Annotated in this window: 24 protein-coding genes; 15 read left to right on the top strand and 9 right to left on the bottom strand. The window is 43.2% G+C overall.

Annotation, left to right across the window (positions count from 1 at the left end; genetic code table 11):
- Both JFC08_RS12655 and pncB read left to right on the top strand, forming a co-directional pair.
- The coding region (locus JFC08_RS12655) for a zinc ribbon domain-containing protein (RefSeq protein ID WP_198330962.1) at nt 1-112 on the top strand (112 nt) is incomplete at its 5' end.
- 107 nt (nt 113-219) lie between these two features.
- Nucleotides 220-1461, top strand: a complete 1242-nt coding sequence (pncB, locus tag JFC08_RS12650) for a nicotinate phosphoribosyltransferase (RefSeq protein ID WP_193007904.1) — start codon at nt 220-222, stop codon at nt 1459-1461.
- A gap of 7 nt (nt 1462-1468) precedes the next feature.
- On the opposite strand, the gene xseB is transcribed toward pncB, so the two are convergent.
- The 3 genes from xseB to JFC08_RS12635 all read right to left on the bottom strand — a co-directional run bounded on the left by xseB (nt 1469) and on the right by JFC08_RS12635 (nt 3873).
- Nucleotides 1469-1714 carry an exodeoxyribonuclease VII small subunit gene (xseB, locus tag JFC08_RS12645; RefSeq protein ID WP_198330961.1) on the bottom strand — a complete coding sequence of 82 codons (246 nt, stop codon included), beginning with the start codon at nt 1712-1714 and terminating at the stop codon, nt 1469-1471.
- A 62-nt stretch (nt 1715-1776) separates the two neighbouring features.
- The gene (xseA, locus tag JFC08_RS12640) at nt 1777-3291 is read right to left on the bottom strand and encodes an exodeoxyribonuclease VII large subunit (protein ID WP_198330960.1); all 1515 of its coding nucleotides are present in this window, start codon (nt 3289-3291) and stop codon (nt 1777-1779) included.
- 213 nt (nt 3292-3504) lie between these two features.
- Nucleotides 3505-3873, bottom strand: a complete 369-nt coding sequence (locus JFC08_RS12635) for a hypothetical protein (RefSeq protein WP_045446124.1) — start codon at nt 3871-3873, stop codon at nt 3505-3507.
- A 314-nt stretch (nt 3874-4187) separates the two neighbouring features.
- On the opposite strand from JFC08_RS12635, the gene JFC08_RS12630 reads away from it, so the two are divergent.
- The 11 genes from JFC08_RS12630 (at nt 4188) to purF (ending at nt 15542) form a co-directional block, all read left to right on the top strand.
- Nucleotides 4188-4847, top strand: a complete 660-nt coding sequence (locus JFC08_RS12630; RefSeq protein WP_198330959.1) for an alpha/beta hydrolase — start codon at nt 4188-4190, stop codon at nt 4845-4847.
- A gap of 300 nt (nt 4848-5147) precedes the next feature.
- Nucleotides 5148-6248: a cell division protein ZapE gene (gene zapE / locus JFC08_RS12625; protein ID WP_198330958.1), complete on the top strand. Its 1101-nt coding sequence runs from the start codon at nt 5148-5150 to the stop codon at nt 6246-6248.
- A 189-nt stretch (nt 6249-6437) separates the two neighbouring features.
- Entirely contained in the window at nt 6438-7082 is a 645-nt protein-coding gene (locus JFC08_RS12620; RefSeq protein ID WP_198330957.1) for a nitroreductase family protein, read from the top strand.
- Nucleotides 7083-7259: 177 nt separating this feature from the next.
- Nucleotides 7260-8555, top strand: a complete 1296-nt coding sequence (locus tag JFC08_RS12615) for an NAD(P)H-dependent glycerol-3-phosphate dehydrogenase (protein ID WP_060490891.1) — start codon at nt 7260-7262, stop codon at nt 8553-8555.
- A gap of 84 nt (nt 8556-8639) precedes the next feature.
- On the top strand, nt 8640-9098 hold the full coding sequence (locus JFC08_RS12610) for a SixA phosphatase family protein (protein WP_198330956.1): 459 nt from the start codon (nt 8640-8642) through the stop codon (nt 9096-9098).
- A gap of 140 nt (nt 9099-9238) precedes the next feature.
- Nucleotides 9239-10495, top strand: coding sequence for a type II secretion system protein GspL (gene gspL, locus JFC08_RS12605; RefSeq protein WP_198330955.1), 1257 nt, complete (start codon nt 9239-9241; stop codon nt 10493-10495).
- Between the two features lie 65 nt (nt 10496-10560).
- The gene (gene gspM / locus JFC08_RS12600) at nt 10561-11127 is read left to right on the top strand and encodes a type II secretion system protein GspM (RefSeq protein ID WP_198330954.1); all 567 of its coding nucleotides are present in this window, start codon (nt 10561-10563) and stop codon (nt 11125-11127) included.
- Nucleotides 11128-11292: 165 nt separating this feature from the next.
- Nucleotides 11293-11838 (top strand): DUF4870 family protein, encoded by a 546-nt coding sequence (locus tag JFC08_RS12595; protein ID WP_227697777.1) that lies wholly within the window; start codon nt 11293-11295, stop codon nt 11836-11838.
- Between the two features lie 182 nt (nt 11839-12020).
- Nucleotides 12021-13055, top strand: coding sequence for a quinone-dependent dihydroorotate dehydrogenase (locus JFC08_RS12590; RefSeq protein ID WP_198330953.1), 1035 nt, complete (start codon nt 12021-12023; stop codon nt 13053-13055).
- A gap of 136 nt (nt 13056-13191) precedes the next feature.
- Nucleotides 13192-13689, top strand: coding sequence for a CvpA family protein (locus JFC08_RS12585; protein WP_045446136.1), 498 nt, complete (start codon nt 13192-13194; stop codon nt 13687-13689).
- Nucleotides 13690-14006: 317 nt separating this feature from the next.
- On the top strand, nt 14007-15542 hold the full coding sequence (purF, locus tag JFC08_RS12580) for an amidophosphoribosyltransferase (RefSeq protein ID WP_055124190.1): 1536 nt from the start codon (nt 14007-14009) through the stop codon (nt 15540-15542).
- A gap of 276 nt (nt 15543-15818) precedes the next feature.
- Here the strand turns inward: purF and JFC08_RS12575 are convergent, their stop codons facing one another.
- The 6 genes from JFC08_RS12575 to yajC form a co-directional block, all read right to left on the bottom strand.
- Nucleotides 15819-16184 (bottom strand): AzlD domain-containing protein, encoded by a 366-nt coding sequence (locus JFC08_RS12575; RefSeq protein WP_193011024.1) that lies wholly within the window; start codon nt 16182-16184, stop codon nt 15819-15821.
- Complete coding sequence (locus JFC08_RS12570) at nt 16174-16905, bottom strand: AzlC family ABC transporter permease (RefSeq protein WP_055124188.1); 732 nt, start codon at nt 16903-16905, stop codon at nt 16174-16176. Before JFC08_RS12570 ends, JFC08_RS12575 begins: the two co-directional genes overlap by 11 nt.
- 141 nt (nt 16906-17046) lie before the next feature.
- Nucleotides 17047-18468, bottom strand: coding sequence for an MATE family efflux transporter (locus tag JFC08_RS12565; protein WP_198330952.1), 1422 nt, complete (start codon nt 18466-18468; stop codon nt 17047-17049).
- A gap of 197 nt (nt 18469-18665) precedes the next feature.
- Nucleotides 18666-19916, bottom strand: coding sequence for a protein translocase subunit SecF (gene secF, locus JFC08_RS12560; RefSeq protein ID WP_198330951.1), 1251 nt, complete (start codon nt 19914-19916; stop codon nt 18666-18668).
- A 9-nt stretch (nt 19917-19925) separates the two neighbouring features.
- Nucleotides 19926-21803 carry a protein translocase subunit SecD gene (gene secD / locus JFC08_RS12555; protein ID WP_055124186.1) on the bottom strand — a complete coding sequence of 626 codons (1878 nt, stop codon included), beginning with the start codon at nt 21801-21803 and terminating at the stop codon, nt 19926-19928.
- 412 nt (nt 21804-22215) lie between these two features.
- A complete protein-coding gene (gene yajC / locus JFC08_RS12550) occupies nt 22216-22545 on the bottom strand; it encodes a preprotein translocase subunit YajC (protein ID WP_045446152.1) in 330 nt (109 codons plus the stop codon).
- Nucleotides 22546-23087: 542 nt separating this feature from the next.
- Between yajC and JFC08_RS12545 the strand changes: the two genes are divergently transcribed.
- Nucleotides 23088-24371, top strand: a complete 1284-nt coding sequence (locus JFC08_RS12545; RefSeq protein WP_198330963.1) for a CNNM domain-containing protein — start codon at nt 23088-23090, stop codon at nt 24369-24371.
- A 468-nt stretch (nt 24372-24839) separates the two neighbouring features.
- Nucleotides 24840-25334: a nuclear transport factor 2 family protein gene (locus JFC08_RS12540; protein ID WP_060490899.1), complete on the top strand. Its 495-nt coding sequence runs from the start codon at nt 24840-24842 to the stop codon at nt 25332-25334.
- Nucleotides 25335-25588: the final 254 nt, after the last annotated feature.

The raw sequence follows: 25588 nt of genomic DNA, 5'->3' as shown, positions 1-25588 counted from the left end.
TAGATCAGCGCTTGGTATAAGAGTATGGTTTTGTCGTTCTTGTAAAACGACCCATCAACGAGACGTTAATGGAGCAAAAAACATTCTCGCGGTCGGGCTTGGCCGTCTTTAGTAGGAATCCCCCTCCTTTGAGGGCGGGGAGGAAGTCAAAGTTATGTATACCTATTTCGTCGCTGGATTTGTTTGGCGGCTTTTCATTTTTGTATTTAAGGCTGTAACATGACCGTTACTCATACCTCTAAACCTTTTGAACCTATTATTACCTCTTTACTCGATAATGATTTATATAAATTTACGATGCTGCAAGCCATGCTGCATCAGTTTCCACAGACACATGGTGTTTATCGCTTTCGCTGCCGTAATAACAAAGACACGCTGTATCCATTGGCTGATATTAAAGATGCGCTAGAGCAGCAGTTAGACAATTTATGTGAATTACGATTTTTAGAGGATGAACTAGAGTACTTACGTGGTTTGCGCTTTATGCGCTCAGACTTCGTTGACTATCTAGAATTGTTTAAGTTGAAACGTCGTTTTATTACCGTCAGTACGGATGATAAAGGTCGCTTATTTATCGATATCGAAGGGCCGATGATTCAAGCGATGTTCTTTGAAGTATTTGTACTCGCCATCGTTAATGAGCTGTATTTTGATGCGCTATCGAATGCCGGTGTGATTGAAGAAGGTCAGCGCAGATTGGATGAAAAAGTCACATTGTTGCATCAATATGCGAGAGAGCAGGAAAAATGTGATGCTAATACGCCGCCATTAATCATCGCTGATTTTGGTACTCGCAGACGTTTTAGCAAAGCTTGGCAGGCTCATGTGGTTGAGACTTTGCATAAAGCGGAACCAAAAATAGTGAGCGGTACTTCCAACGTGTATTTAGCGAAAAAGCTGGGAATGACGCCAATCGGTACGATGGCACATGAGTTTATGCAGGCATTTCAGGCTTTGGATGTGCGTTTACGTGATTCACAAAAAGCGGCGCTTGAAGCGTGGGTACATGAGTATCGCGGCGATTTGGGTATTGCGCTGACCGACGTAGTTGGCATGGATGCGTTTTTACGCGACTTTGATTTGTATTTCGCTAAGCTGTTTGATGGTCTGCGTCACGATAGCGGCGACCCGTATATCTGGGGTGATAAGGCGATTGCTCATTATAAAAACCTTAAAATAGACCCAAGAACGAAGATTTTGACCTTTAGTGATGGCTTAGATTTGGATAAAGCTTGGGATTTACATCAGTATTTTAAAGGTCAAATAAAGACCAGCTTTGGTATTGGTACCAACCTCACCAATGATATGGGTATCACCCCGATAAATATCGTCTTAAAATTGGTTGAATGCAATGGGCAGCCAGTCGCTAAACTGTCAGACAGTCCAGGCAAGACCATGATTAATAACGACACGTATCTTGCCTATTTGCGCCAAGTCTTCGAGGTGGATGAGCCAGAGTAAGTGTAACTTAGCTATCTACTTCATCAGATTTAACGTCTTCAGCAAAGGCGGCATCTAGTGCTTGCTGTACCGCATTGATACGGGTTTCGCAAACGCGATAAGCAGCAATCGACTCTTCCACTGTGGTCATCAGATTATCAATATCTGGCTCATCTTGTTGCTGTAATTCAGCGGCATTGTTTTTTAGAATATCATAAGCCGCCTTAAAAGTTTTTGGGGCGGCTTTTTTGCGTCGGCGAATAGGGGTTGTCATAAGGTTTCCTAATTTTAAAATAAAGTCTTTGATTAAGTTGAATCAACGGTAGGTTGTACTTCTTATTTATTAATATTTACGTCAATAATCTGTGCTTTTGCTTTACCGTCTTTTAAGAGAATGTGCACCGTTTGTTCTGGATGGAGCTGCGTACCGCTGGTCAGTATTTGCTTGTCTTTTGCATCAGTAAGCATGGTATAGCCTTGCTTGAGCACCCGAGAAGGGCGATGCAGGAGCACAATATCACGCAGATGTTCGCTATCACGCTGTGCTTGTATTAACTGCTGCTGTGCCGAATGCATAAGCGTTTTTTGGTTATTTTGACTGGCGCTAGTAGCCACTGTTAATTGCTGATAGGCCGCTGCTTGAGTCTGTGTGCGTAGCTCTCTGGTGAGTCTGGCGGCTTGCTTGACCTGTCGCTGGGCACTTTGCTGAATGCTACGCCACGCATAATCACTGTCTTTTTGCAGAGCGGTTAATTGACCAATCGTCTGTGATTGTATCTGGCTCAACTGGCGTGTCGTTTGTTGTTCAGCGATGTTTAATTGACGCTGAGCAGCTTGTTTGATTTGCGCTTGGTATTGCAGTGTGTGAGTGACGAGCTGGGCTAAATGCGTCATGATAGCGGCAATCACCTTTGATGGGGTATCAAAGCTAGTATGCGCCACTTCATCTAAGATAACTTTATCACGCTCGTGACCAATGCCAACCCAGACAGGGATGGGCTGCTCGGCAACCAATGCTGCCAATTCATAATCATTTAGATAGGCTAAATCACCGACCGCACCGCCGCCACGAATAATGACTAATAAGTCTGGCAGGTGCTCATAAGTATCAAAAAACTGCTGCTGGGCGTTAACGATTGCTTGACGGATTTCGCTTGGCGCATGATTACCCTGAAAGGTCGCGTTATGATAATGGAAATGACAGGCACCTGTGCGCGCTAAGCGATCAGCGTCGGCTTGAAAATCACCTAATCCAGCGGCTTTTTCAGGGGCAATGACCAGCACATGCTCAATATCAAACGGAACAGGCAGCTGTTGATTCAGGTTTAATAAGCCTTCTCCCGTCAAGCGATCGACCATCTCTGCATATTGCCGCGCCAAGTCGCCTAACGTGTAGCTAGGATCAATGTCTTCAATAGTGAGAGAGAAACCATATTGCGCATGGAAGCCTGCGGATACTTTGAGCAATACCGTCAAATCACGATCAAGGGGCATGCCAGTTGCGCGCTCAAATTTTGCTAAGACGCGTGCTGCTTTAAAGCGCCAAAGATTGCCGCGGCAACTAGCAATGACCTTGCCGTCATCATCTTTTTCTGCCAGCTCAAAGTAATAATGCCCGCCTTTGCTAGATAGATTACGAATCTCTGCTTTCACCCATACACGGTGGTTAAAGGTCTGTTTGATAACCATATCAACGGCTGATAAATAGTCACTCAACCGCAAAACGGTATCTTCTAAATTGACTTCTATATTGTTTTCTTGCTCAGCTAACTCGGCCTCCAAGGTCGCTAAATCTTTAGCAGGCGCTAATACCTTAGCTGGTTTCATATTTGACAGGTTGGGTTTGCGCATAATAATAGACCAAAAGTGAGAGAGCTTAAAAACGGGCTGTTTATAGAGTAAGAGTCATAAAAAATCAGAAAGGGTAGTTTACCCCAAAAGCGAGCACACAAAAAGAGAAGCCAACCCGTCAGCGACTAATATATTCTTATCGCTGATTGGTTGGCTACATACTTTATTAAATAACAAGCCGCCAAATAAGTGCTTTATGAAATAATAATTATTTTATTGGCAACGAAAGTTGATTTTATACTCGTAATCGTCGTCACGTGATAAGTTCGGCGAGCCCGTACCAAGGATCGTACCGAGGACAGCACTGGCTTGCCCAATCATCCGACCAGTATTTTCATCTAAAATACCGTTATAAGTGACTTTGTCATCGACGATAATAACTTGCTTACCTCTGCAAGTCTTTTGTGCGCTGTCTATCGCATTTTGCTGTGCTTTTACTTTGCTATCGGCGATGCCAGTCGTCTCATAAATAGAGTTTGCACGCTGGATAACTGGTGATGAAGGCGTAGTTTGGCAAGCACTTAGGGCGAGTGCTGCCGCCAAAGTAGCAGTCAGTGCAGCGGTTTTATTAATAGTATTCATAAACGATTCCTAATGTCTGTCAGTCATACATAAAGTTGAATATCACAGCAAAGTTGAGGATACGCCATGCACGTATCCGTCCATAGGTGGCTCAACAACTATGATGAATCTACCCTATTCGGCTCTGGGGTGTCTAGTCGGTTATTGTGTGCGGTATTGCAGAGACCGCACATATTCATCATATATTCATAGGCGACGTTTACTTATGATGAGCGAAAATGAAAATAAGCGGTACTATGACACAGCAAATCACTTGAAATATAAACCATATCTAGGATAATTGACCTATTCATTTTTAATCAATAAGTAATTTTATGCCATTAATTCCTGCTCCTGCTGGCGTGCTCGAAGTCGACGCGCTTTGGCAACAAGACAATCCTAACAATCCAAATACCGATACAGTGGCGCTACTGTGTCATCCCAATCCGTTATTCGACGGCACGATGAATAATAAAGTGGTGACGACGATGTATCGCTTTGCTCGTGATAATGGTATGCACGTGGTACGCTTTAACTTTCGCGGTGTCGGGCAGTCGACTGGCGAGCACGATTATGCGGATGGTGAAGTCGTAGATGCAATGACCGTGCTACAATGGATTGCAGAGCAAACCAATGCGCGCAAGTTATGGTTGGGTGGTTTCTCTTTTGGCGGTTATGTGACAGCACGGGTGGCTGAGCAGGTGCTTGAAGCCCCTCATATTTGGGGGCTAGGCGATTTTGAGATTACTAAAATCGCCCTTATTGCTCCATCCGTTGAGAAAAATGACAGCAGTGATATAAGCTTGCCAGCCGATAAAACGTTTGAGATTTATGGCAATGCTGATGAAGTGATTGACCCTGATAATATGCAAGCATTTGCGGAGCGATTGGGGATTGCTGTCAGCGTGGTAGATGGCGCAGGGCACTTTTTTCATGGACGTCTGTCAGAATTGAAAGGCTTATTAGAAAAGCATACCTTTGGTAGCGACTCTTAGTTATTACCTAGGGCGTGTCATCAATTAGCACATGAATACATTTAGTGGTCTTAAAATGGCTAAATTTTGCTAAACATCGTCAGAAATTTTGTCAATATGTTCATATTAACGGCAATTTCTTCCTTGTTTATCTACAATTTTTCTCATTTTAAGCCTCACAATCTAATTGATGACACACCCTAGTAATATTAGGATAGAGAACCGCTATCAAGTCATGAGCTCTGATCGCTTCACTTTGACGAGTTCATGCAGAATCAACCATTACCTTACTATTTATTTTGTCTAATGATGAGTCGTATTATGAGTTTATCTCCATTGCAACGTTACGAGCAAGCCGTCAGTACAGATGAGTTTACTCGAGATGAGCAGCAATTTAAGGCCATGAGCTATCTTGATGAGATACATCATCAGCTCATCAATAGTGCGCCACAGAAGAAAGGCTTTTTTAGCTTTTTAAAGTCCAAGCCGACAGCACCAACGGGTTTGTACATGTGGGGCGGGGTAGGTCGTGGTAAAACATGGATGATGGACATGTTTTATGATTCATTGACCATTGATCGCAAGATGCGTTTGCATTTTCATCATTTCATGCAGCGCGTTCATCAAGAGCTAAACAAGCTGCAAGGTGAGAGTGACCCATTAGAAAAAGTCGCCGACATCATTTATGCAGAAGCGGTTATTATCTGTTTCGATGAGTTCTTTGTTTCTAACGTCTCTGATGCCATGATTTTAGGTGATTTGTTCACCATGCTGTTCAATCGTGGTATTACATTGGTCGCCACCTCAAATATTGAGCCATCAGGATTGTATAAAGACGGTTTACATCGTGACCGTTTTATGCCCGCTATCGCTGAAGTGGAGCGTCATACTAAGGTGATGAATATCGATTCTGGTATCGACTATCGTTTGCGCGTATTGCAGCAGGCAGAGCTATATGAGTCGCCTATGACGAAAGCGAATCATCATTGGTTAGCCAACCGTTTTGCCAGTTTATCCAATAACCAAAAAATCAGTAATGAGCCGATTACGATTAATGGTCGCGAAATTAGAATTAACGCTCGCACTGAGGATATTTTATTCTGTGATTTCCGTCATTTATGTATGGAGCCACGATCAGCGTCTGATTTCATCGAAATTGCCAAGCAGTTCAGTACAGTATTGGTCAATGCCGTGCCTGCCTTAGACGATGACTTACGTGATCCGACCCGTCGGTTTATTTATCTGGTTGATGAGTTTTATGATCGCCGTGTTAAGTTGCTGGTTAGAGCGCAGCAGTCGATTTTGGACCTATATCAAGGAGAGAAGTTGGCGTTTGAGATTGAACGGACACGCTCGCGCTTGCTTGAGATGCAGTCAGAGGATTATCTGCGCATGGAGCATCGGGTCGATGATGCGGCATAATTAAAGCCTCTTCATAGCCGATGATAATCTACAAGTTGTCGATTAAAACACTCATGGTTTTCCATTCAAGTCATTCACACTCAATATTGATATATATTCGTTTGACATAACGTGTTTTTTGACAGTATTGAGAGCCAACCAAAGCATTGGTTTTTTGCATAAAAAGATAATAATAAATAAGGAGCGGTAATGACTACATCCGACGAAAATGATAAAAAACTGTCGACCCAAGACATCACCACAGACAGTATGCCGATTAGCAGTGAAGAAATGATTGGTTGGATCAACTCAAGGCGCAGTATGGGCAATTTGGATTTGCCCGCACCGACACATGCTCAAATCGAAACAGCGATTGAGTGTGCGGCGACAGCGCCAGATCATAAAAAACTGCGTCCATGGCGTTTTATAGTGACACAGGGGGGTGCCCGTCATGAATTAGGCAACGCCTTGGTCGCAGCGGCTCAAGCCAAAGCGGTGCAGGAGGGCGAAACGCTGTCCGAAAAGGACATCGCAAAAACTCAGGCCATGCCATTAAGAGCGCCCGTCATCATCACCGTTGTCACAAAAATACAAGCGCACAAAAAAGTTCCTCCTTTTGAACAAATGCTAAGTGCGGGTGCGGCTGTACAAAACCTAATTTTGGCGCTAAAAGCCCAAGGTTTTAGTACAGTGTGGCGTACGGGACTGATATGTAATGAACCTGCTGTTAAATCATATTTTGACGTTGGTCCAGATGATTATGTGACGGCTTTTGTTTATACTGGCACCAGCCCCAAAAATGAACCCGCCCGTAAACCGATTGATATCGAGTCTTTAGTGCGATTTGAGTCATAATATATCTAAGCGCTGTTTAGTGGCGCTTTTCTCTTGACGAATACCGCTCTCTAAAAAGACAGTCGGTCGTGTAGCAAAAAGATAGATAGCCTCAATACTCTAAAGCGTCATAAGTCATGATAAATAAACCATGATAAATTCTATTAATAATAAATCAGCCAATACGGATAACAGCAAATGACCAGCCCTAATGATAGCAATAAAGACATCAGTAGCGATAATACTGAGGTGAATACGAATGCCCCTGAAAAGCAAAACAGTCTGCTGGCAGGTATCATCGAACGTGCTACCAAATCGGGTATTGGTCGTAAAAAACTCAATCCTAGCGCGGTAGAATCAGCAGTGGCAAAAAACATGGCGGATATTCACAGTAATCCTACCAAGCTACGTTTGGCGTTTTTAGGCGGTGGTAGTTTTGGTACAGCAATGGCAAATTTGGCTGCACGCAATGGCTGTGATACCACGCTGTGGGTACGTAACAAGCGTACGGTAAAGGCGATGGTAAAAACGCAGACCAACAAAAAATATTTACCAGGTTATAAGCTTGATGACAGCCTTAAGTACAGCCATGACTTGGCAGCAGCCGTCAAAGACAAAGATATCGTTTTTATTGCGGTGCCTGGTTTGGCTTTTCGTGAGACCCTAAAGAATATTGCACCATTTATCAGTGGTCAGTCTATTGTGTCATTGACCAAAGGTATGGAAAAAGATACTTTTGCCATGATGAGCGACATTATTAAAGATGAGCTACCTGAAGTGAATTTTGGTGTCATGTCGGGGCCAAACCTTGCGATAGAGATCATGAAAAACATGCCATCAGCGACCGTTATCGCCAGTGAATCTGAGCCATTGCGCCATGCCGTACAAGCCGCATTACATAGTGCGTTTTTTCGAGTGTTTGCCAGTGATGATGTCAAAGGTGTGGAGCTTGGCGGCGCGCTAAAGAATATCTATGCGATTGCCATGGGAATGGCGGCGGCCTATGATGTCGGCGAAAATACCAAAGCGATGATATTGACTCGTGCTTTGGCAGAGATGAGCCGCTTTGGGGTTGAGGCGGGTGCGAATCCGCTTACCTTCTTAGGATTGTCTGGTGTGGGTGATTTATACGCCACTTGTAGCTCAGAGCTCAGTCGTAACTATCGTATCGGCAACATGCTCGGTCGCGGTATGAGTATTGAGGCCGCGGTGAAAAAACTCGGTCAAACGGCTGAAGGGGTCAATACCATTCAGCAAGTGCATGAGAAAGCTACCAAGCAAGGCATCTACATGCCTATTACCCATGCATTGTATGCGGTCATTTATGAAGATAAAGCAGCATTAGGTGTGGCGTTACATCTCATGGAAGCGGGCTTCCGTAGTGACGTTGAATTTGTAATGGCACATGATCATAGTAATGCGGCGCTAACTGCGCAGATGAAGTCGTCAAGCGATAGCGCTGATGATGAAAGTGGCGATACTGACAGTAAGTAAAAACCCCAATGTTAAATGATGACGTTGTTCTAAGAATGATTATTGTGTAAACAACGTCATCATGACAATGCATAAAGGAAGGTTATGAAAATTATACTAGTACGTCATGGTCAAGCAGAAGATGAGTCGCGCCCAGACAGCGCGCGCCAGTTAACTGACTTTGGTCAACAGCAAGCAATGCAGACGGCAGAGTATGTGATGACTCACTATCATCCTGATTATTTTGTCGTCAGTCCCTATGATAGAGCACAGCAGACGCTAGCAGCATTTCAGACGCGCGCGCCCAAGGTTCCAGTAATCGTACAGCAAAATATCACGCCTTCTGATGATGCGCGTCAAGCCTTAATAGATATTGCGAATATTGACGCTGAGTGTCTGGTAGTGGTGTGTCATATGTCTATCGTTGCTTATATCGCTGGTTTATTAACCGGTGATTATCCTGAATCATTTTCTCTTGCAGAAGCAAGGGTGTTTGAGATGGACTTTGTAATGGCAGGTATGGCAAGAGAGATTGATCGTTTTGTGCCTGAGCAGCCGTATTGAGATTAGGTCGAATCGTCAGTGATATTGTTGACACTTAGTCTATTGATGCTTAGTGGTGTTAAACTGGTTAGAGAATGAAATTGTCTGAATCCTACCTTATCCTATCTTTAAAACAGCTTTAATAATTAAGGACACGCTTAGTGTTACATGTTTGGTTACGAGCGCAGCATAGCCCGCTAGCTGTCTGGCATGAAGATATTCAGCAGTGGCAAACGGTTGATGGTTGGCAACAGCTGCAAACGATCTATGGTAATTATAAAACCAATGCGCAGAAGACTTTGTGTCTATATTTTCCATCAAGCCATATATTGCAGGTAGATACTGAGCTGAATGCGACTCAGCTTAAACAGCTGGGCAATAGCGGCAAGCAATACTTGTTTGAAGAGACATCCTTGACCCCTGTCGAGCAATTGGCGATTCGGCAAATCAGTGAAGCCGATAATCACCAACTGTATGCACTGGCGCAAAGCGATATTGAGTCATGGCAGCAGAGTGCTAAGCTCGCTGGCATGAGCATAACGGCGTTACTGCCTGATTTTTTATTGCTACCAACGCCAGATGAAGGGGCAGGTCAGCAAGTAACACTGTATCAAGATGAGCACACCATGCTACTGCGTCAGTCATTGCGACAAGGTATGGCTGTCAGTTATTTGCCCTTAATTTTTGAACGTTTCCCGCATTTAAGTGAAGTGAATATATTACCGCCCATAGCGGCTTTAGATGATCTTTCAAAGCCAACAAATTCGTCAATGTCCACAAGCTTTATGGCACAAACGGCCGCGCTTGTTGCAGATCATCAGTTATTATTAACCACATTGACTACGCCGCCCAAGCCTGTTGACAGCCCTGAGCGTCACGCGCTTAACTTCTTTATTAAATCAACGGACTCAAAGCTCTCACCGTATTTGCGTGTGGCAGCGATGGTCGCGTTATCGGCACTGGTATTACAGATGGCGACCGATGGCCTGCAGTGGTATCAGTATAATAAGGCGGCGGTAGCGACCAAAGCTGAGATTGCGGCGCAGTATCAAGCTTGGTTTCCAAATGAGCCATTAAGCTCGCGCACCAAACTGCAAGTGCAATTACAACCAAAGCTGCGCAGTGATAGCCAAGCACCAGCCTCTCATATGGCAGCATTGACTCGCATATCCCCGTTAATCAAACAGTCTTCACTGCGGGCGCAAGCGTTAGTGATGCAGCCATCAGCGCTCAGCTTTACCTTGATTGCCCCTGATCGTAATAGTCTTGATAAGTTTACGAGCACACTTGTTGCGCAGGGTTTAAATGCCAAGCTTGCACAGGTAAACAGTAATGAGCAAGGGCAGTTTAGTGGTCAAGTTACGGTGAATGTCGTAGAAAATAATGACACGACGCAAACCAATGTAGCGGCATCATAATTTATTTGCCAACTAGGCAACGGTAGTAAATAGGCAGTGGTAATAAAAGTCAAAAAGGTTGGAAAATGAAACGATTGCAGCGCCGCACTAAACGTAACAACATCACGCCAGAGACCAGTAACAGTATTGGAACCAATGTGCTGTCAACGCGTGTAAATAATTTTCAACAGATGCTATCGTTACGCTGGCAGGCACTTTCGCCGCGTGATCAGTTGGCATTGGCCGTATTGTCTATGTTCTTATTATTGTTCATTGGGGGCTATGGTGGTTATAGTATTCATCAAGCGGCAAACGATAGTAAGCGCGACTATCAAGAGCAAGTGGCTGATTACTTTTGGTTGCGTGCCCAAGCTGGCAATATCGATAGTAATGCGATGAATACAGCGGATGGTGAAGCCGCCATGCCACCTGTCAATAGTATCAGTGCATTGTTGAATAACTCAGGTATTGCCAACGCCCAAGTCGTTGCGACGGGTGATGCTGTACAACTGAGCTTCAATCATGCCAGTCAAGCGGTGGTCAGCACCGCACTTGGCAAACTCGAACAACAAGGTTGGCAGTTCAGTCAGCTATCGATACAGCAAGACTTGGTTACCAAAGCCATTCAAGTACAAGCGACTGTCACCTCATAAATCGATATGCTGTGGAAACTGGAAGTATTTTACTCCTTATCTACTATTGCCCCAAATTAACTGATCATCAGTTTCTAAAATAACCATTTGTCATTAGTGTCATTGAAAAATTGCACGTTTGACACAATTAATTAACTATCACACAGCCAGAGATGGATATTTAAGATGAATCAATCTTCTGATCGCAAACCTGACACGCGTAGCCATCAGCAGACCAGAACTGCTGAACACCAGAGTAATGCGTCAGTTGAAGCTGCATTTGATCATGAAATGACTGAGCAAAGGCAGAGCTATGGGGCGAGTGACAATATGAGCAATGGTAAGCGCCGTTCTTTAATCACTTATAATCACATTACTTATTTTTTATACGTAATCAGCTATTTTACCGCTGGATTACTGTGGGTTGTACCAATTGTGATGAACTATGCGAAGCGCCATGACGCAGAGGGTTCATGGTTGTCCACGCATTTCGATTGGCAGATTAAGACCTTTTGGTATAGCATCGTATTTTTCTTCTTAGGTATTATCACCATTACCTTTGCATTAGGGGGTTTTGGCATCAGTATGCTGGCTGATAGCAATAATATTGCCATTGGTTCGGTATTATTAGCGGTATTTGGCCTGCTCATCATGATTTTTACTTTTATATGGCATCTTTATCGTATCGTTCGTGGTTGGATAGCCCTGACGGATGGTCGTCCTGTACCTTAGGGACTGTAGAATACATCTGTCAGTTCCTTAGCCAATATGTAGGTATAGCTATTAGTACTCTAATACAGAAATTTAGCGCATGAAACTTTGCTCTTATTTCTGTTAAGCTGATATAATCGCAGCGCTTGATTTTATTCGCACTATTCACTCACTATTTCTTTCGAGCAGGGTCTGCCATTACTATGTCTTATGCCTTACTTCGCCCTTTTTTGTTTAAGATGGATCCAGAGCACGCCCACGAGATGACCTTATCTTTATTAGATAAAGCTCATAAAGCACGTGTTTTAGGTTTGGTATACGGTCAGTCAATGCAGCCCACAGACTGCATGGGCTTGCAATTCGCCAATCCGGTCGGCCTAGCGGCAGGACTGGATAAAAATGGTGATTATATCGATGCGTTGGCTGAGCTTGGCTTTGGTTTTATAGAAGTGGGTACGGTTACGCCAAGACCACAAATAGGCAATGATAAGCCAAGGTTGTTTAGAATCAAGCAAGCGGACGCTATCATCAATCGAATGGGTTTCAATAACCAAGGTATCGATTATCTGATCGAAAACGTCAAGCGCTGTCAATACAAAGGCAATATTGGGATTAATATTGGCAAGAACGCCGATACGCCAGTAGAGCAAGCCGCCGATGATTATGTCTATTGTTTAGAGCGTGCTTATCCGCATGCCTCCTATATCACCGTTAATATCTCCTCACCAAATACTAAGAATCTGCGTGATTTACAAAGTGGCGAGGCCTTGACTCAGCTTTTGGATACGATTAAAAATCGTCACAGCCAATTAGCCACTGAATATGGTTTTTATGTGCCACTGGTATTGAAAGTTGCGCCTGATCTAGAGCCGCTACAAGTGGATTATATCTCGCAGCAATTGCTCGATTTTGAGATTGATGGGTTGATTGCGACTAATACAACGTTGAGCCGTGTTGGTGTTGAAGACCTACCTGATGGTGAGCAAGCAGGTGGTCTATCCGGTCGCCCAGTCAGCCACATTAGTACCCAGATTTTACAACAGTTCTCCGATCAGCTAGATGGTAAAGTCGCTTTAATAGGCGTCGGCGGTATTGACAGTGGTGCAAAAGCCGTCAAAAAAATCGAAGCGGGTGCAGATATGGTGCAGCTCTATACTGGGCTCATTTATCGTGGTCCTGGGCTGGTACAGTCTTGTATTCAAGCAATCGGTGGCTATTACGACGCGATGGAGCTATAGCGGATCAACATCCCTAGATCATTATCTATCAGATGCACAAGACGACTGTATTTTGAGCTGAGTCATCAAAGATTAATGTGTCACAAAAACGAAAGTAAACATCCGATAAAAATCGATAAGGTATGAGGCGTAGAACATGAGTGGTCTGGATATCGTGATTGCTATTGTTGTTTTGATCGGCTTATGGCGCGGCTTTCAAGTCGGATTGATTAAAACAGCCGTTGGTTTAGTCGGTTGGTTTATTGCCCTGATCGCTGCCACACGTTTGGCAGGAGTGGTTTCGCCGCAACTATCAGGCATGGTACAAAACCCTGTTTTACAAATGGCAATGGCATTTTTATTGGTAGTGATAATCATATTGGCTATCATGCACTTAGTGGCATTTGTATTCTCAGGCGTGCTTAAAACCTTACGCTTGGGTGTCGTTGACAAAATGGCAGGTGGTGTACTGGGCGCTGCTAAAAATGTACTGATGGTCTTAGTTGTGCTTAGCGTCAGCGCACCGTTACTGGTGCAAATGCCACAATGGCAAACGTCAGTGCTCGCGCCTGAGCTATTGCCTTATGCCCCGATGGGTAAAGCCTTGGTCTCAGATGTGTTAGGTATGGCTTGGGATCAAGTCAATCAGTCGTAAGTATTTTTACGGTTAACCTTTAATGTCTCAATGATTCGATGCTGATAGCTTGGGTTTGTGGTGCTAGAGGTTATCGCTTCTATCATATCCTCTTTGTAAGTTATCCTTGATAAAAAATTATTTAATCGCATTTAGAGACCACAAATGCCAATAAATAGTGCATTTTGTTAATAGTCAAAAGATAAATATTCGTTAAATTCTGAACAACAATCATCAGGTCGTCGGTGAGTAACAGTACGCATTTTTGATAAGCTACTGTTAGCAGTCTTGCCACTATTGTAGTACTAATTAATGAGTCAAAATAGGATATAGCTATTATGTGTGGAGTCATTGGAGTTGCAGCTCACGAACCAGTCAATCAGATTCTTTATGACGGTTTGACGATGCTACAGCATCGTGGGCAAGATGCAGCGGGTATTGTCACTTTGCAAGATGGACGACTTTATCTACGTAAAGAAAATGGCATGGTACGTGACGTATTTATGAATCGTCATATGATGAAACTGGTTGGTAAGTTCGGTATTGGTCACGTCCGTTACCCAACAGCAGGCACGTCAAGCAGTGCCGAAGCTCAACCATTTTATGTCAACTCACCTTATGGTATTACCCTTGCACACAATGGTAACTTGACCAATGCTGAGAGTTTAGCCAAGTCTTTATACATCGAAGATCGCCGCCATCTTAATACCGATTCAGATTCAGAAGTATTGCTAAACGTACTTGCCCATGAAATGCAAAACTTGGGTAAAACCAAAGCAACGCCTGCTGATATCTTTGAAGCAGTCACGGCTGTATATGGGCGCGTCGAAGGCGCTTATGGCGTAGTCGCTTTGATTACGGGTCATGGTTTGCTCGCATTTCGTGACCCAAACGGTATTCGTCCGCTTATTTTTGGTAAGCGTATGGCACCGAATGGCGGCACCGAGTACATGGTTGCCTCAGAGTCAGTTGCACTGACAGGATCAGGATTTAGTATTATCCGTGATGTCAAACCTGGCGAAGCCATATTCATTGATTTAGATCATAAATTACATACCCATCAGTGTGTTGAGCAGCAAGAATACACGCCTTGTATCTTTGAATATGTGTATTTTGCCCGTCCAGATTCTATCATGGACAACATCTCAGTTTACAAAGCACGCTTACGTATGGGTGAAAAGCTGGCTGATAAAATCCTTGCTGAATGGGGTGAAGATCACGATATCGATGTAGTGATTCCTATTCCAGATACCTCGCGTACGTCAGCGATGGAGCTGGCACTAAAAATGAATATTAAGTACCGTGAAGGGTTTATGAAAAACCGCTATATCGGTCGTACCTTTATCATGCCAGGTCAACAACAACGTAAAAAATCAGTTCGTCAAAAACTCAGCGCCGTACCACTTGAGTTCAAAGGTAAAAACGTACTGTTGGTTGATGATTCTATCGTTCGTGGTACCACTTGCCATGAAATCATCCAAATGGCACGCGATGCTGGTGCGAATAAAGTATTTTTTGCTAGCGCCGCGCCACCAGTTAAATATCCAAACGTCTATGGTATCGATATGCCAGTACGCAGTGAGCTTATTGCCTCAGGTCATACGGTAGAAGAAGTACGCGATATCATCGGTGCTGATAGATTGATTTTCCAAGATTTGGACGACTTGATTGATGCGGTAAAAGATACCAAGTACAGCAAAGTTGAAGGTTTTGATTGTGCCGTATTTAATGGTTGCTACATCACTGGGCAGATCAATGAAGCGTATCTTGAGCACTTACAAGAGCAGCGCAATGACACTGCTAAGACAGGCAAAAAAGGCGTACAGATAGTGGCTGATACCCCAGTTGATATGATGGGCGTCGAAGAGCTTTAAGCTATCAATTTCTTAAAAGTGCCAGTTTTTTGCAGCACTTTTAGAAAGTAAAAGGCTGGATTCTCATAAGAATCCAGCCTTTTTTTTATTTTAAATATAGTTCAATTACAGGGTTTAAAATTATTCATATGAACTATAGTCAGAGCACTTTTAAATCGCTACGGTGTTACCCGCCCTAGATGTACTCAGTGTACTATCTGCGGTCGGTCGCCTTGTAGCGATTCTAAAATTCCTTGACTATAGAAGCTGTTATCCATTCACATATTTCTCAATTTTCTAGTATCCACTTAAAAAATTAGTAAATACCCATAGTAAGCCATTAATGGCAGCGATACCAACGACCATACTGACCAATAATTGACGGCTGATATGATAAACGAACAACACCAAAATAAGGGCACCAATTTGTGCCATCAATAAATGTAGTTCAGCACTATTTAGCCCAGTCGTTGCCGATAAATTTTGATAAGAAAGACTGGTTAAAATAAGCAATACCATGACTGATAGCGGCAAGCTCTCATTGAGCCGATGCAGCCAAGGTGTGTCTAACAGCTTTCTGGGTATTAATGCAGGTAGCGCGCGGGTAATAAAGGTCACGGCGGCCATCGCAAAAGTTGCAAAAATAAGGTAACTACTGGTCATTGTTGGCTCCTGTCATATTACGCTGCGTCCAAAACCCACGAGCTAAAATCAATAGCATACAAATGGTGATCGCCACCAATAACAACCAATTGCTAGTAAATAAGGAGGCCACCGCTAAAGAAATGATAGCAATAGCAATGGGGAAATAACGTTTGATACTTTGGAACTGCTCATAAGCTAAGATCGCAAACAGACAGACTAAGGCAAAATCCAAATGTGGTACTAAATCGCTCAGAGTACTGCCGATCATGACACCAACCGTGCTCGCTAGTACCCACCAGCTTTGATTAAATAAGCTCAATGGTAGTATCAACGCTTGTCTTGACTCATTAGGTAAACTGGTCATAACAGAGAAAGTTTCATCAGTCAGGGCAAATAGGCAATAGGTTTTGGCAAGCTTATGTTCTGGTAGGTATTGCAATAATGGCATACCATAAAATACATGACGTAAATTAATAGCGGCAATATTGGTTGCGATGCTACCAATCGGTAAACCAGCGCTCAGCATCGGCAAACAAGCATATTGAGCGGCGCCCGCATACAGTACAATACTCAGCATAATCGTTGCCCATACAGGAATACCAGCAACTTGTGCCAGCACACCAAAGGCGATACCCGCAGGTAAATAGCCCATCGCCACAGGTAGGCTTTTTTTGAACCCCGCCGCCCAGTCGTAGCTGGTCTCATGCTGTTGATGTAATTCTTTTGAATGAGTAGTCACATGACATCCTAATTTTTGCTGTTTTTTGGTTATTATTAATATTTTGCGGAAAGATTGATGTTAGAAAACTGGTTTTAAAATGAAGCCTAGCCCGAACAATGGCAAAAACACCCTAGAAAAAATGCACTTAATCGAAGAACATTACACAGACGGCTGGAGCTTTTCATAGCTGGCTGTTTGATGAGCTCGGTACAAGAAGCCACCCAAAATAATCAGCCGAAGTAATAACAAACACCACACGCTTAGCCAAATACCAGTCATATCCCACTGTTGGTAGAGCAACCAGCTGAGTGGAAAAAAGATAGCGGCGAGTATCAAAGCTGCGTTACGAATCACATTGCCGGCAGTTAAGCCAAAAAATATACCATCTAGCCAATAGGCACCAACGCCAACGAGAGGTAGCAATACCGCATAAAGATGGTACTCATATGCCAGCGTAAAAACGGACTCGATATTGGTCATAAATTGCAAATATGTTGGCATCGCCAGCCACCATATAGCACTTAACATTATCGCTAGACCATAACTGACGATACCGGTGCGCTTGACGATAGTACGAAAGCGTGGCCAATCCCGTCGTCCTGCTGCTTGACCGCTTAATGTCTCAGCCGATACTGCCACGCCATCAAGAGCAAAGGCTGAGATACTTAATACTTGAAGCAAAATAGCGTTGGCGGCTAGGATGACGTCACCACTTTGAGCCGACAAGCGGGTAATCCAAGCGAAACTCAACGTCAAGATCAGAGTACGGATAAAAATATCTTTATTTAATGAAAATAGCCTAAGCATTTTTTCTTTAGAAAAATGTTGCTTGTCGGCAGTGAATAAGGCTTGCCAAGATATTTGTAAATGCTGACGGCTGAGCCACAATGCTAGTATCACGCCCAGCCAAAAGGCAATAGTGGTTCCTAACGCCACCCCAACCAAGCCCATCTGCATCCCATAGACAAAAAACAAGGTTAGAATGATATTCAGCATGGCGATAAAGCCTTGCTGGTAAAGCATGTAACGAGTCTTACCTTGACCAGCAAACCAACCAATAAAGGCAAAGTTCATTAGCTCAGCGATGACGCCCCAAAAGCGTACATCCAAATAAGTCTTTGCCGCTTGCCCACTTTCGGGGTTGGCCGATAGGGCTTGCAAACCAAAATCTATCAACCAAGGCTTTGCCAATAACAGAATGCTACCGATAGCAAACGCTAATAACAAGGCACGTTGCAAGATTGATAGTAGGGGTGATTGAGTTTGGCTTGACGATTTTGTGATATGAGTAGAATTATCAACATGATTGACCGATTGTCCTAGCGCTTGAGCCGATAGCCCAGACGAGGCATATTGCAAAAAGTTAAAACTCACGAGCAATAAAGACAATAACTGTATCGCCAAGCCCATCCCAGCAAGTTTAGCCGTGTCATTCATGTTACCCACGATCGCGGTATCGATGACGCTTTGTAGTGGCATGGCTAGGTTGGCCAATAACACGGGCAACGCAATAGCAACGATGCGCGCATATCGAGTATCAATCGGTGGCATAGCACTAGGTGGCGAGGTGGTCATTGGCATTTTTGGCTCATTTATACTTAAAACCCAACAAGGATTGAGCGTAGAATATTTGCTATTTATGACAAACACAGCTACAAAGACAAAAGCACCTAGACTCATTATTCATGAGTCAGGTGCTTTGATTTAAACGTTACTACTGTTATTTATGGCAGACTTTATAGTCAAATTTATATAAATTAAATAATACCATTAAACACTTATTCAAACATTTTTGGATCATTGAAAGTGACAATTTCTTCTTCAAACTCAGGTTTTACTTTCACAATAAAGTCATCGCGTGATAGACCCATACGTAATGGAATCGAGCTTGCAATATACGTTGATGAGTAAGTACCAGCAAGCAGACCAATGAAGAGCGCTACTGAGAACCAGAACAGTCCATCGCCGCCTAAGAATAGCATGGCAAGTACGACCAGTAAAACAGTGGAAATGGTCATAATGGTACGGCGCAACGTTTCGGTCAAAGACAGGTCAACGGTCTGGCGAGGTGTGATACCACGGACACGACGAAAATTCTCACGAATACGGTCATACACAACAATTGTATCATTGATAGAATAACCAACCAGTGCCAAGACGGCCGCCAAGACGGTTAAGTCGAAAGGAAAGCCAAATAAGGCAAAAACACCAATGGTCACGATAGCATCATGAAACAGCGATAATACCGCACCAAGAGCGAGTTTAAATTGGAAACGTAAGGCAACATAGCCCAACATACAAACCAATGCTAATACCAGTGACATGACTGAGTTTAGATAAATTTCATTACCAACTTGGCTGCCAATAATATTAACGTTACTGATTTCAACATTATTATTAGGCAGGGTTAATGCTTTAGTCAGGCTACTATTTAGGCCGTCTACGTTATCAGACTGTGGTGGCAAGCGTACGAGGAGTTCTTCTCGCGTACCAAGATACTGTACCACGGCATCATCAAAGCCATTATCGGCCAATGCTTGTACGACTTCAACTTGCTCAACAGGCTGCTCGTAACGCACATCTGCGGACACACCACCCGTAAAATCAAGTCCTAAGTTTAGACCGTTTACTGCAATTGCAATGATACTACCAATAACCATCAATAGAGATAAAAGTGCCATTGGCTTTTCTATCTTCATAAACGGAATAATACGCTGGTTGCCAACGGCTTTGATACCGCCTTCAGCGATTGCAGCAGCATCATCAGCGGCATCACCCGATTCTAGCTCAGGATTGGCTGCTTGGGTGGTCATTGCTTGACTGTCTTTACCCGCATCCTTACTACCGCTCAGAGCTTTGTCTTTTTTTGATTTAGCGGTAGTTGGGTTATTGGCTTTGGTATTACTACCTTTCCCATCACGGCGTGGTTTTTTACGGCGGTGTGTGCTTGCCTCAACATTTGAGCCACTTGAACCATCTCGATCTGGATTATTCTGCTGTTCTAAAGGATTGTTCTTATCAATCGTCATAATGTTCTCCTAACCGATGCTCAAACGTTTGATAGATTTACGCTTACCATAAGCAATCTGTACCAGCGCACGTGTCACCATAATAGCGGTAAATAGTGAGCTGACAATACCAATAGCCAATGTAACCGCAAAGCCTTTAATCGGACCCGTGCCAATTGCAAATAGAATAAAAGCAATCAATAGGGTGGTGATGTTGGCATCGAAAATACTACTAAAGGCTCGATCAAAACCTGCCACGATGGCGGATTTGGGCCGTACCCCGTTTGCTAGCTCTTCACGTATTCGCTCAAAGATCAGTACATTGGCATCGACGGCCATACCGATGGTCAAAACGATACCAGCAATACCAGGCAAGGTAAGTGAAGAGCCTAAGATTGACATAATAGCAATGATGATAATAACGTTCACGGCCAGCGCCACGTTGGCAATCACGCCAAATAGACGATAGAAGATAATCATAAACGCAAACACTAATAGATACCCGACTTGCGTAGAGAATAGACCTTTATCGATATTGTCTTGACCTAATGATGGGCCAATAGTGCGTTCTTCTACAAAGTACATCGGTGCGGCAAGTGCGCCTGAGCGTAGCAGTAGTGCGAGCTCGGCAGCTTCCGCGCTACTATCTAGCCCAGTAATACGGAAAGAGGAGCCAAGGACCGCTTGAATATTGGCACGGTTAATGACTTTGGTCTCAGCATAAGGCGTTCTAACTTCGACAGTTTCGCCAGTTTCTGGATCTTCTTCGTAAGTGATTCTTTGCTTGTTTTCGATGAACAATACAGCCATCTGTTTGCCAACGGCGGTACGAGTGGCATTTTGCATGAGCTTACCACCAGCACTATCTAAAGTAATGCTGACTTCAGGAGAGCCGCTTTCATCCACACCAGTTTGAGCATTAGTGACTTTATCACCCGTGACAATCGCTTGACGTTCAAGCAGTACCGGCGGACCATCAAGTGTCTCAAACGGGAAAGCTTCGGTACCCGCTGGAGGGATGCCGCCCGTATAGTTTTCGCTGTCTTCAGCAACCATACGGAACTCAAGGTTTGCAGTGCGCCCTAAGACACGTTTTGCCTCAGCAGTATCTTGTACGCCAGGAAGCTCAACGACAATACGGCTAGCACCTTGAGACTGTACTAAAGCTTCAGTCACACCAAGCTCAGCAATACGATTGCGAAGGGTGGTCAAGTTCTGATTAACCGCATAGCTATTGATTTCATCAAGCGTTGCATCGTTGTACGCTAAAATCAGTGCAGGACCTTGCTCATCAATAGAGGATTGCAAGCTAAACGTATTGCCCATTGAGCCTTGCAAAACATTCTGTGCACGGTTACGAGCATCTGTATCAGCGAAATGTAATACCACACTTCGATCTTCGGTCTTAATGCCTTTGATCGCAATTCGCTCAGCACGTAGTTCGCGACGCATGTCACGACTGGCACTGGTCAAACGCTGTTCAAGCGCCTTGTCCATATCGACTTCTAGTACAAAACGCACACCGCCACGCAAATCAAGGCCGAGTTTCATCGGTTTTGCCCCGATATCACGTAGCCACTGCGGCGTCGTTTGCGCCAAGTTAAGCGCGACGACATAGTCTTCGCCCAAGTTTTGACGCAGTACTTCCTGAGCTTTGAGCTGATCGACTGGATTGTCAAGACGTACCAGTGCACTGTTGCCCTCAAACGTTCCATCGTGGTTATTGATGCCAGCCTCTTCAAGCAAGCTTTGAGACTCAGTCAAGATACCTTCAGACAGCTGTGTACCTGCAGCGGCGCTTGTAATCTGCACGGCAGGTTCATCAGGATAGAGGTTAGGAGCAGCATATAGACCGGCAATGATTAGCACGACGGCAATAAGTAAGTATTTCCAAGCGGGATATTGCATAATCACTTCTTTAGGTTGATAAACGACTGGCGACGTAGGCCACAAGTTAGCAGATGGGAAGTTAGCGATAGCAATGGTTGAGTGCTGTATCTAGCAGTCGTCATCATGCACCATTGCGATCATCCGCGATGATAGTAAAACAGTAGAGCAAATAATACAGACGTATCTTTATATAGTCATCAAAAATATATAGTCAGTAAAATATCACTGATAAAATCAATAAAGACAGCATGGTCAAAAGCATAAACATAAATTGTCTATACTCTATGAGACTGTTTTTACATCATTGCTCTATAGCGAAAAATGACCGTAAATAAGGTACGGTCATTCTTAGGCACTGTATTAATCACTATATTTATTAATGACAGATTAGTAATCATCAATAAAACGCGTTTAATGTTTTAATCAATCATTAAACGCTTTCGATTGTGCCAGCAGGTAATACTGAAATAACAGAAGCACGTTGTACTTTGACATCAGTATTATTGTTCAGGCTGACCACCGCATAGTCACCTTCAATGGCTTTGATACGACCCATCAAACCACCAGCAAAAATGATTTCGCTACCGACAGTCAATGCATTGACCATGGCACGATGTTCTTTGGTACGCTTAGACTGTGGACGAATGACTAAGAAGTAAAAAATCGCAAAAAAAGCAACAGGCAATAGTATTTGACTAAATAGTGACATCGCACCAGCAGCTTCTGGTGCAGCATGGGCAGCTTGGATAAATAACAACATAATTTCTCTCAGTAAGTCATAGATAATAATAAAATTAAACGCATAGTAACAAAAAATCCCAGACTTGGTAACTGTTAATCATAGGCTGAGTATGTTTTTCTTAAGGTAATGGCATGCTAGCGGTCATTACTTTTTGCGGCAATATTTTTGCCACCTCATATAAGTAACGCCAAAGCGCTGAGAGTATAACAAAATTCAAGCAGCGAATGGATGCTAGGTAGTAGTAGCGTAGCAAAAGGTATGGTCAAGGATACCAAAAAACAAAGACTTAACAATAGCGTCTTATTGTGAAATGGCATCATCAATGCTACTATCAAATGGCAATAATTCCCTGCATTTAGCACACGGTTTATTAGTATATAATAGATCCTATTATCTGCTGCTAAATCAGTTTCGAGCAGCGAGTTACCATCGTTTTAGCAGATAACTAATAGCTAATTAATCATGTTGTTTGCTTTTAATGATTTAGTATCGTTTGCTCATTATATTATTATCCCTTTTACTTTTTTCTGTTTAGGTTACCTAACTTGTTTACCACTTTTATGTTTGTACCTCGTTTGTGTCGTCCGCGCGCTTGTAAAGAAGCGTCTGCTAAACCTCCTCCGACATCACGCTATTCAAAGCGTCTTCGTCGTACCAATTCAACTGCTGGGTTATCAGCGCTGACAGCGATGCTGCTATTGCCATATCCAGCTTTTGCCGCTGATGCTTTAGCAGAGCCGACCGCGATCAGTGTGCTACTACTCATACTTTTTGTGGTTGTCGCCATCGGTATCTCGTTTGTCTGTTCATTGGCTGAGTCTGCATTACTGAGCATGACGCCGTCTTATATCGCTGATGTTCAAGAAAGCAATCCGAAAAAAGCAAATATGCTAAGACGCCTAAAGGTTGATAATATCGATCAGTCATTGGCGGCTATTTTGACTTTGAATACAGTGGCTCATACATTAGGTTCTATCGGTGCTGGTGCCCAAGCCACGATTGTGTTTGGTAGTGCATGGTTTGGACTGTTTTCTGCCATTATGACCTTGGCGATTTTGTTTTTATCTGAAATTATTCCAAAAACGCTTGGGACACTATACTGGCGTCAACTAAGCGGTATGGTCGCTTACTTCGTGCGAGGCATTATCCTGCTGTTGTATCCACTTATTTGGATCTCAGAAAAGTTAACCAAATTGCTAGTACGTGGCAAAGAACCCCAAGCATTCAGTCGTCGTGAATTTGCGGCACTTGCCAGTATCGGTGAAGAGTCAGGACAGATTGACCCATTAGAATCGCGCATTATTCGCAATTTGCTGGCATTTGGTGCGATTAAAGTCGAAGATATCATGACCCCGCGTTCGGTGATGTTGGCGTTTGAAGAAAACAAAACAGTCGCTGAATTGTTGGTTGATCGCCCAAAATTGACATTTTCACGACTGCCAATTTATGATGGTGACTTAGATAACATCACAGGTTTTGTATTAAAAACAGACATGTTATTAGCCAAAGTAAATCATGCGATGCACAAGCCATTGACTCAGTTTAAACGTGACATTACTTTTGTTTTTTCAAAAATGAAACTGTTTGATTTGTTAGAGCTGATGCTAAAAAACCGTATTCATATTGCAATTACAGTCGGTGAGTATGGTGAAGTCAAAGGTTTGGTTACTTTAGAAGATGTGTTTGAGACGCTATTGGGACTTGAGATTGTGGATGAAATAGACCGCGTCGAAGACATGCAAGCACTGGCTCGACAAATGATGGACAGACGAGTAGAGCGATTGGGCATGAAGCTTAGTGATGATGAACAACAATACGAAGATAATAGTACGGACGCTAAGTAAGCTTCCGTTTGGCTTATTAAATTGAGATTAGATTGACAGAAAGCGAATCAAAACTGGAGCAAAAACTGAGTCGTGTACTGCGTAAGCGGCTCAGTTAATATATCTTGTATTTATTACAGCGATGGGCAGTGACTCATATTTTCAGAAATAATTGTGCCATATGGTTGGTATTTTAGTATTCGCAATAATTACACAGGGTGTCACATAGCTGTGAGAATTGAATGATAGTCTCACTCTATGGTAAAAGTACGCTGTCATCATTAATAAGTAGGTGATGATTAAATTAAACAGATATTTTTTACAAGTAAAACGAAAACGAAAACGAAAACGAAGAGGGCACATGCTAACCAGTGCTCGCTTCATTTATTATGATGTTAATGAGTAATAAGCGACTACTATATTTAATCAATAAAAAACGTTAGTCATCAAAAGATGGCAACAACGATAACAGCATTGCTAAGGATTATGATGAAACGATTATGGGGAAAAGGGCTTTTGGCATTATTGCTAAAAAGTGCCAGCGTGGCGGCGGTAGTGACCGTTGTAAGTACTGTGAGTATCAGTGCGCAAGCGGCAGCCATGACCGAAGCTTTGGTGCAGAACTATATAGCAGCAATGAAGTCATCAGCGAATAGCCAAAATGTCAATCAGGTCGCCCGTCTTGTCTCTGACGATGCACTGATTTCATTATCTAGAAAAGGTAAGTCTACCAGTTTAGATAAAGATGCTTATTTGAAGTTGTTGCAAAATAGTTGGAATAATACCTCTAATTATCGTTATGATATTTCTGTGGATAATATCGTTATTACGGGCGATCAGGCCAAAGCCAATGTAACGACCAATGAGAGCTGGGTAAAAGATGGTAAAAATGTCTCATTTGTCACCACTTCAAGAGTGACGCTGACGTTATCGACTGGTAATGCGGTGCTGCTACGTGCCGTATCACAAGTAACGATTAATTAATCGTTACTCGACCAATAACTCAGTACTAGCTAGTCAGCAATTAGGCATTATCAACAATTAGGTGTTAATTGATCAGCATTGATTAAGAAGCGTATTGATCAGTGGGTAATCAAAAAACATAGTGCATTAATTAGGCTCTTCGAAAGCTAAGTATTCCATCATAAATAGCCATACAGATTCACAATGTTGAATAATTAAAGGGGCTGTAGTAGATAAGCACTATGCTAGACTACTTTTATGAAGATAACCCGTTG

This window comes from Psychrobacter cibarius, from assembly GCF_016107535.1.
Lineage (GTDB): Bacteria > Pseudomonadota > Gammaproteobacteria > Pseudomonadales > Moraxellaceae > Psychrobacter > Psychrobacter cibarius.
The sequence above is the reverse complement of the archived record's forward strand: the minus strand, read 5'-3'. Positions and strand labels throughout refer to the sequence as shown.

Coding starts and splice junctions, on each gene's coding strand:
- secD (WP_055124186.1), bottom strand. CDS start 21,803: ATGCAATATCCCGCTTGGAAATACTTACTTATTGCCGTCGTGCTAATC.
- JFC08_RS12575 (WP_193011024.1), bottom strand. CDS start 16,184: ATGACCAGTAGTTACCTTATTTTTGCAACTTTTGCGATGGCCGCCGTG.
- JFC08_RS12630 (WP_198330959.1), top strand. CDS start 4,188: ATGCCATTAATTCCTGCTCCTGCTGGCGTGCTCGAAGTCGACGCGCTT.
- JFC08_RS12615 (WP_060490891.1), top strand. CDS start 7,260: ATGACCAGCCCTAATGATAGCAATAAAGACATCAGTAGCGATAATACT.
- zapE (WP_198330958.1), top strand. CDS start 5,148: ATGAGTTTATCTCCATTGCAACGTTACGAGCAAGCCGTCAGTACAGAT.
- pncB (WP_193007904.1), top strand. CDS start 220: ATGACCGTTACTCATACCTCTAAACCTTTTGAACCTATTATTACCTCT.
- xseB (WP_198330961.1), bottom strand. CDS start 1,714: ATGACAACCCCTATTCGCCGACGCAAAAAAGCCGCCCCAAAAACTTTT.
- purF (WP_055124190.1), top strand. CDS start 14,007: ATGTGTGGAGTCATTGGAGTTGCAGCTCACGAACCAGTCAATCAGATT.
- JFC08_RS12610 (WP_198330956.1), top strand. CDS start 8,640: ATGAAAATTATACTAGTACGTCATGGTCAAGCAGAAGATGAGTCGCGC.
- JFC08_RS12620 (WP_198330957.1), top strand. CDS start 6,438: ATGACTACATCCGACGAAAATGATAAAAAACTGTCGACCCAAGACATC.
- gspM (WP_198330954.1), top strand. CDS start 10,561: ATGAAACGATTGCAGCGCCGCACTAAACGTAACAACATCACGCCAGAG.
- xseA (WP_198330960.1), bottom strand. CDS start 3,291: ATGCGCAAACCCAACCTGTCAAATATGAAACCAGCTAAGGTATTAGCG.
- yajC (WP_045446152.1), bottom strand. CDS start 22,545: ATGTTGTTATTTATCCAAGCTGCCCATGCTGCACCAGAAGCTGCTGGT.
- JFC08_RS12540 (WP_060490899.1), top strand. CDS start 24,840: ATGAAACGATTATGGGGAAAAGGGCTTTTGGCATTATTGCTAAAAAGT.
- JFC08_RS12595 (WP_227697777.1), top strand. CDS start 11,293: ATGAATCAATCTTCTGATCGCAAACCTGACACGCGTAGCCATCAGCAG.
- JFC08_RS12565 (WP_198330952.1), bottom strand. CDS start 18,468: ATGCCAATGACCACCTCGCCACCTAGTGCTATGCCACCGATTGATACT.
- JFC08_RS12635 (WP_045446124.1), bottom strand. CDS start 3,873: ATGAATACTATTAATAAAACCGCTGCACTGACTGCTACTTTGGCGGCA.
- JFC08_RS12585 (WP_045446136.1), top strand. CDS start 13,192: ATGAGTGGTCTGGATATCGTGATTGCTATTGTTGTTTTGATCGGCTTA.
- JFC08_RS12590 (WP_198330953.1), top strand. CDS start 12,021: ATGTCTTATGCCTTACTTCGCCCTTTTTTGTTTAAGATGGATCCAGAG.
- JFC08_RS12545 (WP_198330963.1), top strand. CDS start 23,088: ATGTTTGTACCTCGTTTGTGTCGTCCGCGCGCTTGTAAAGAAGCGTCT.
- secF (WP_198330951.1), bottom strand. CDS start 19,916: ATGACGATTGATAAGAACAATCCTTTAGAACAGCAGAATAATCCAGAT.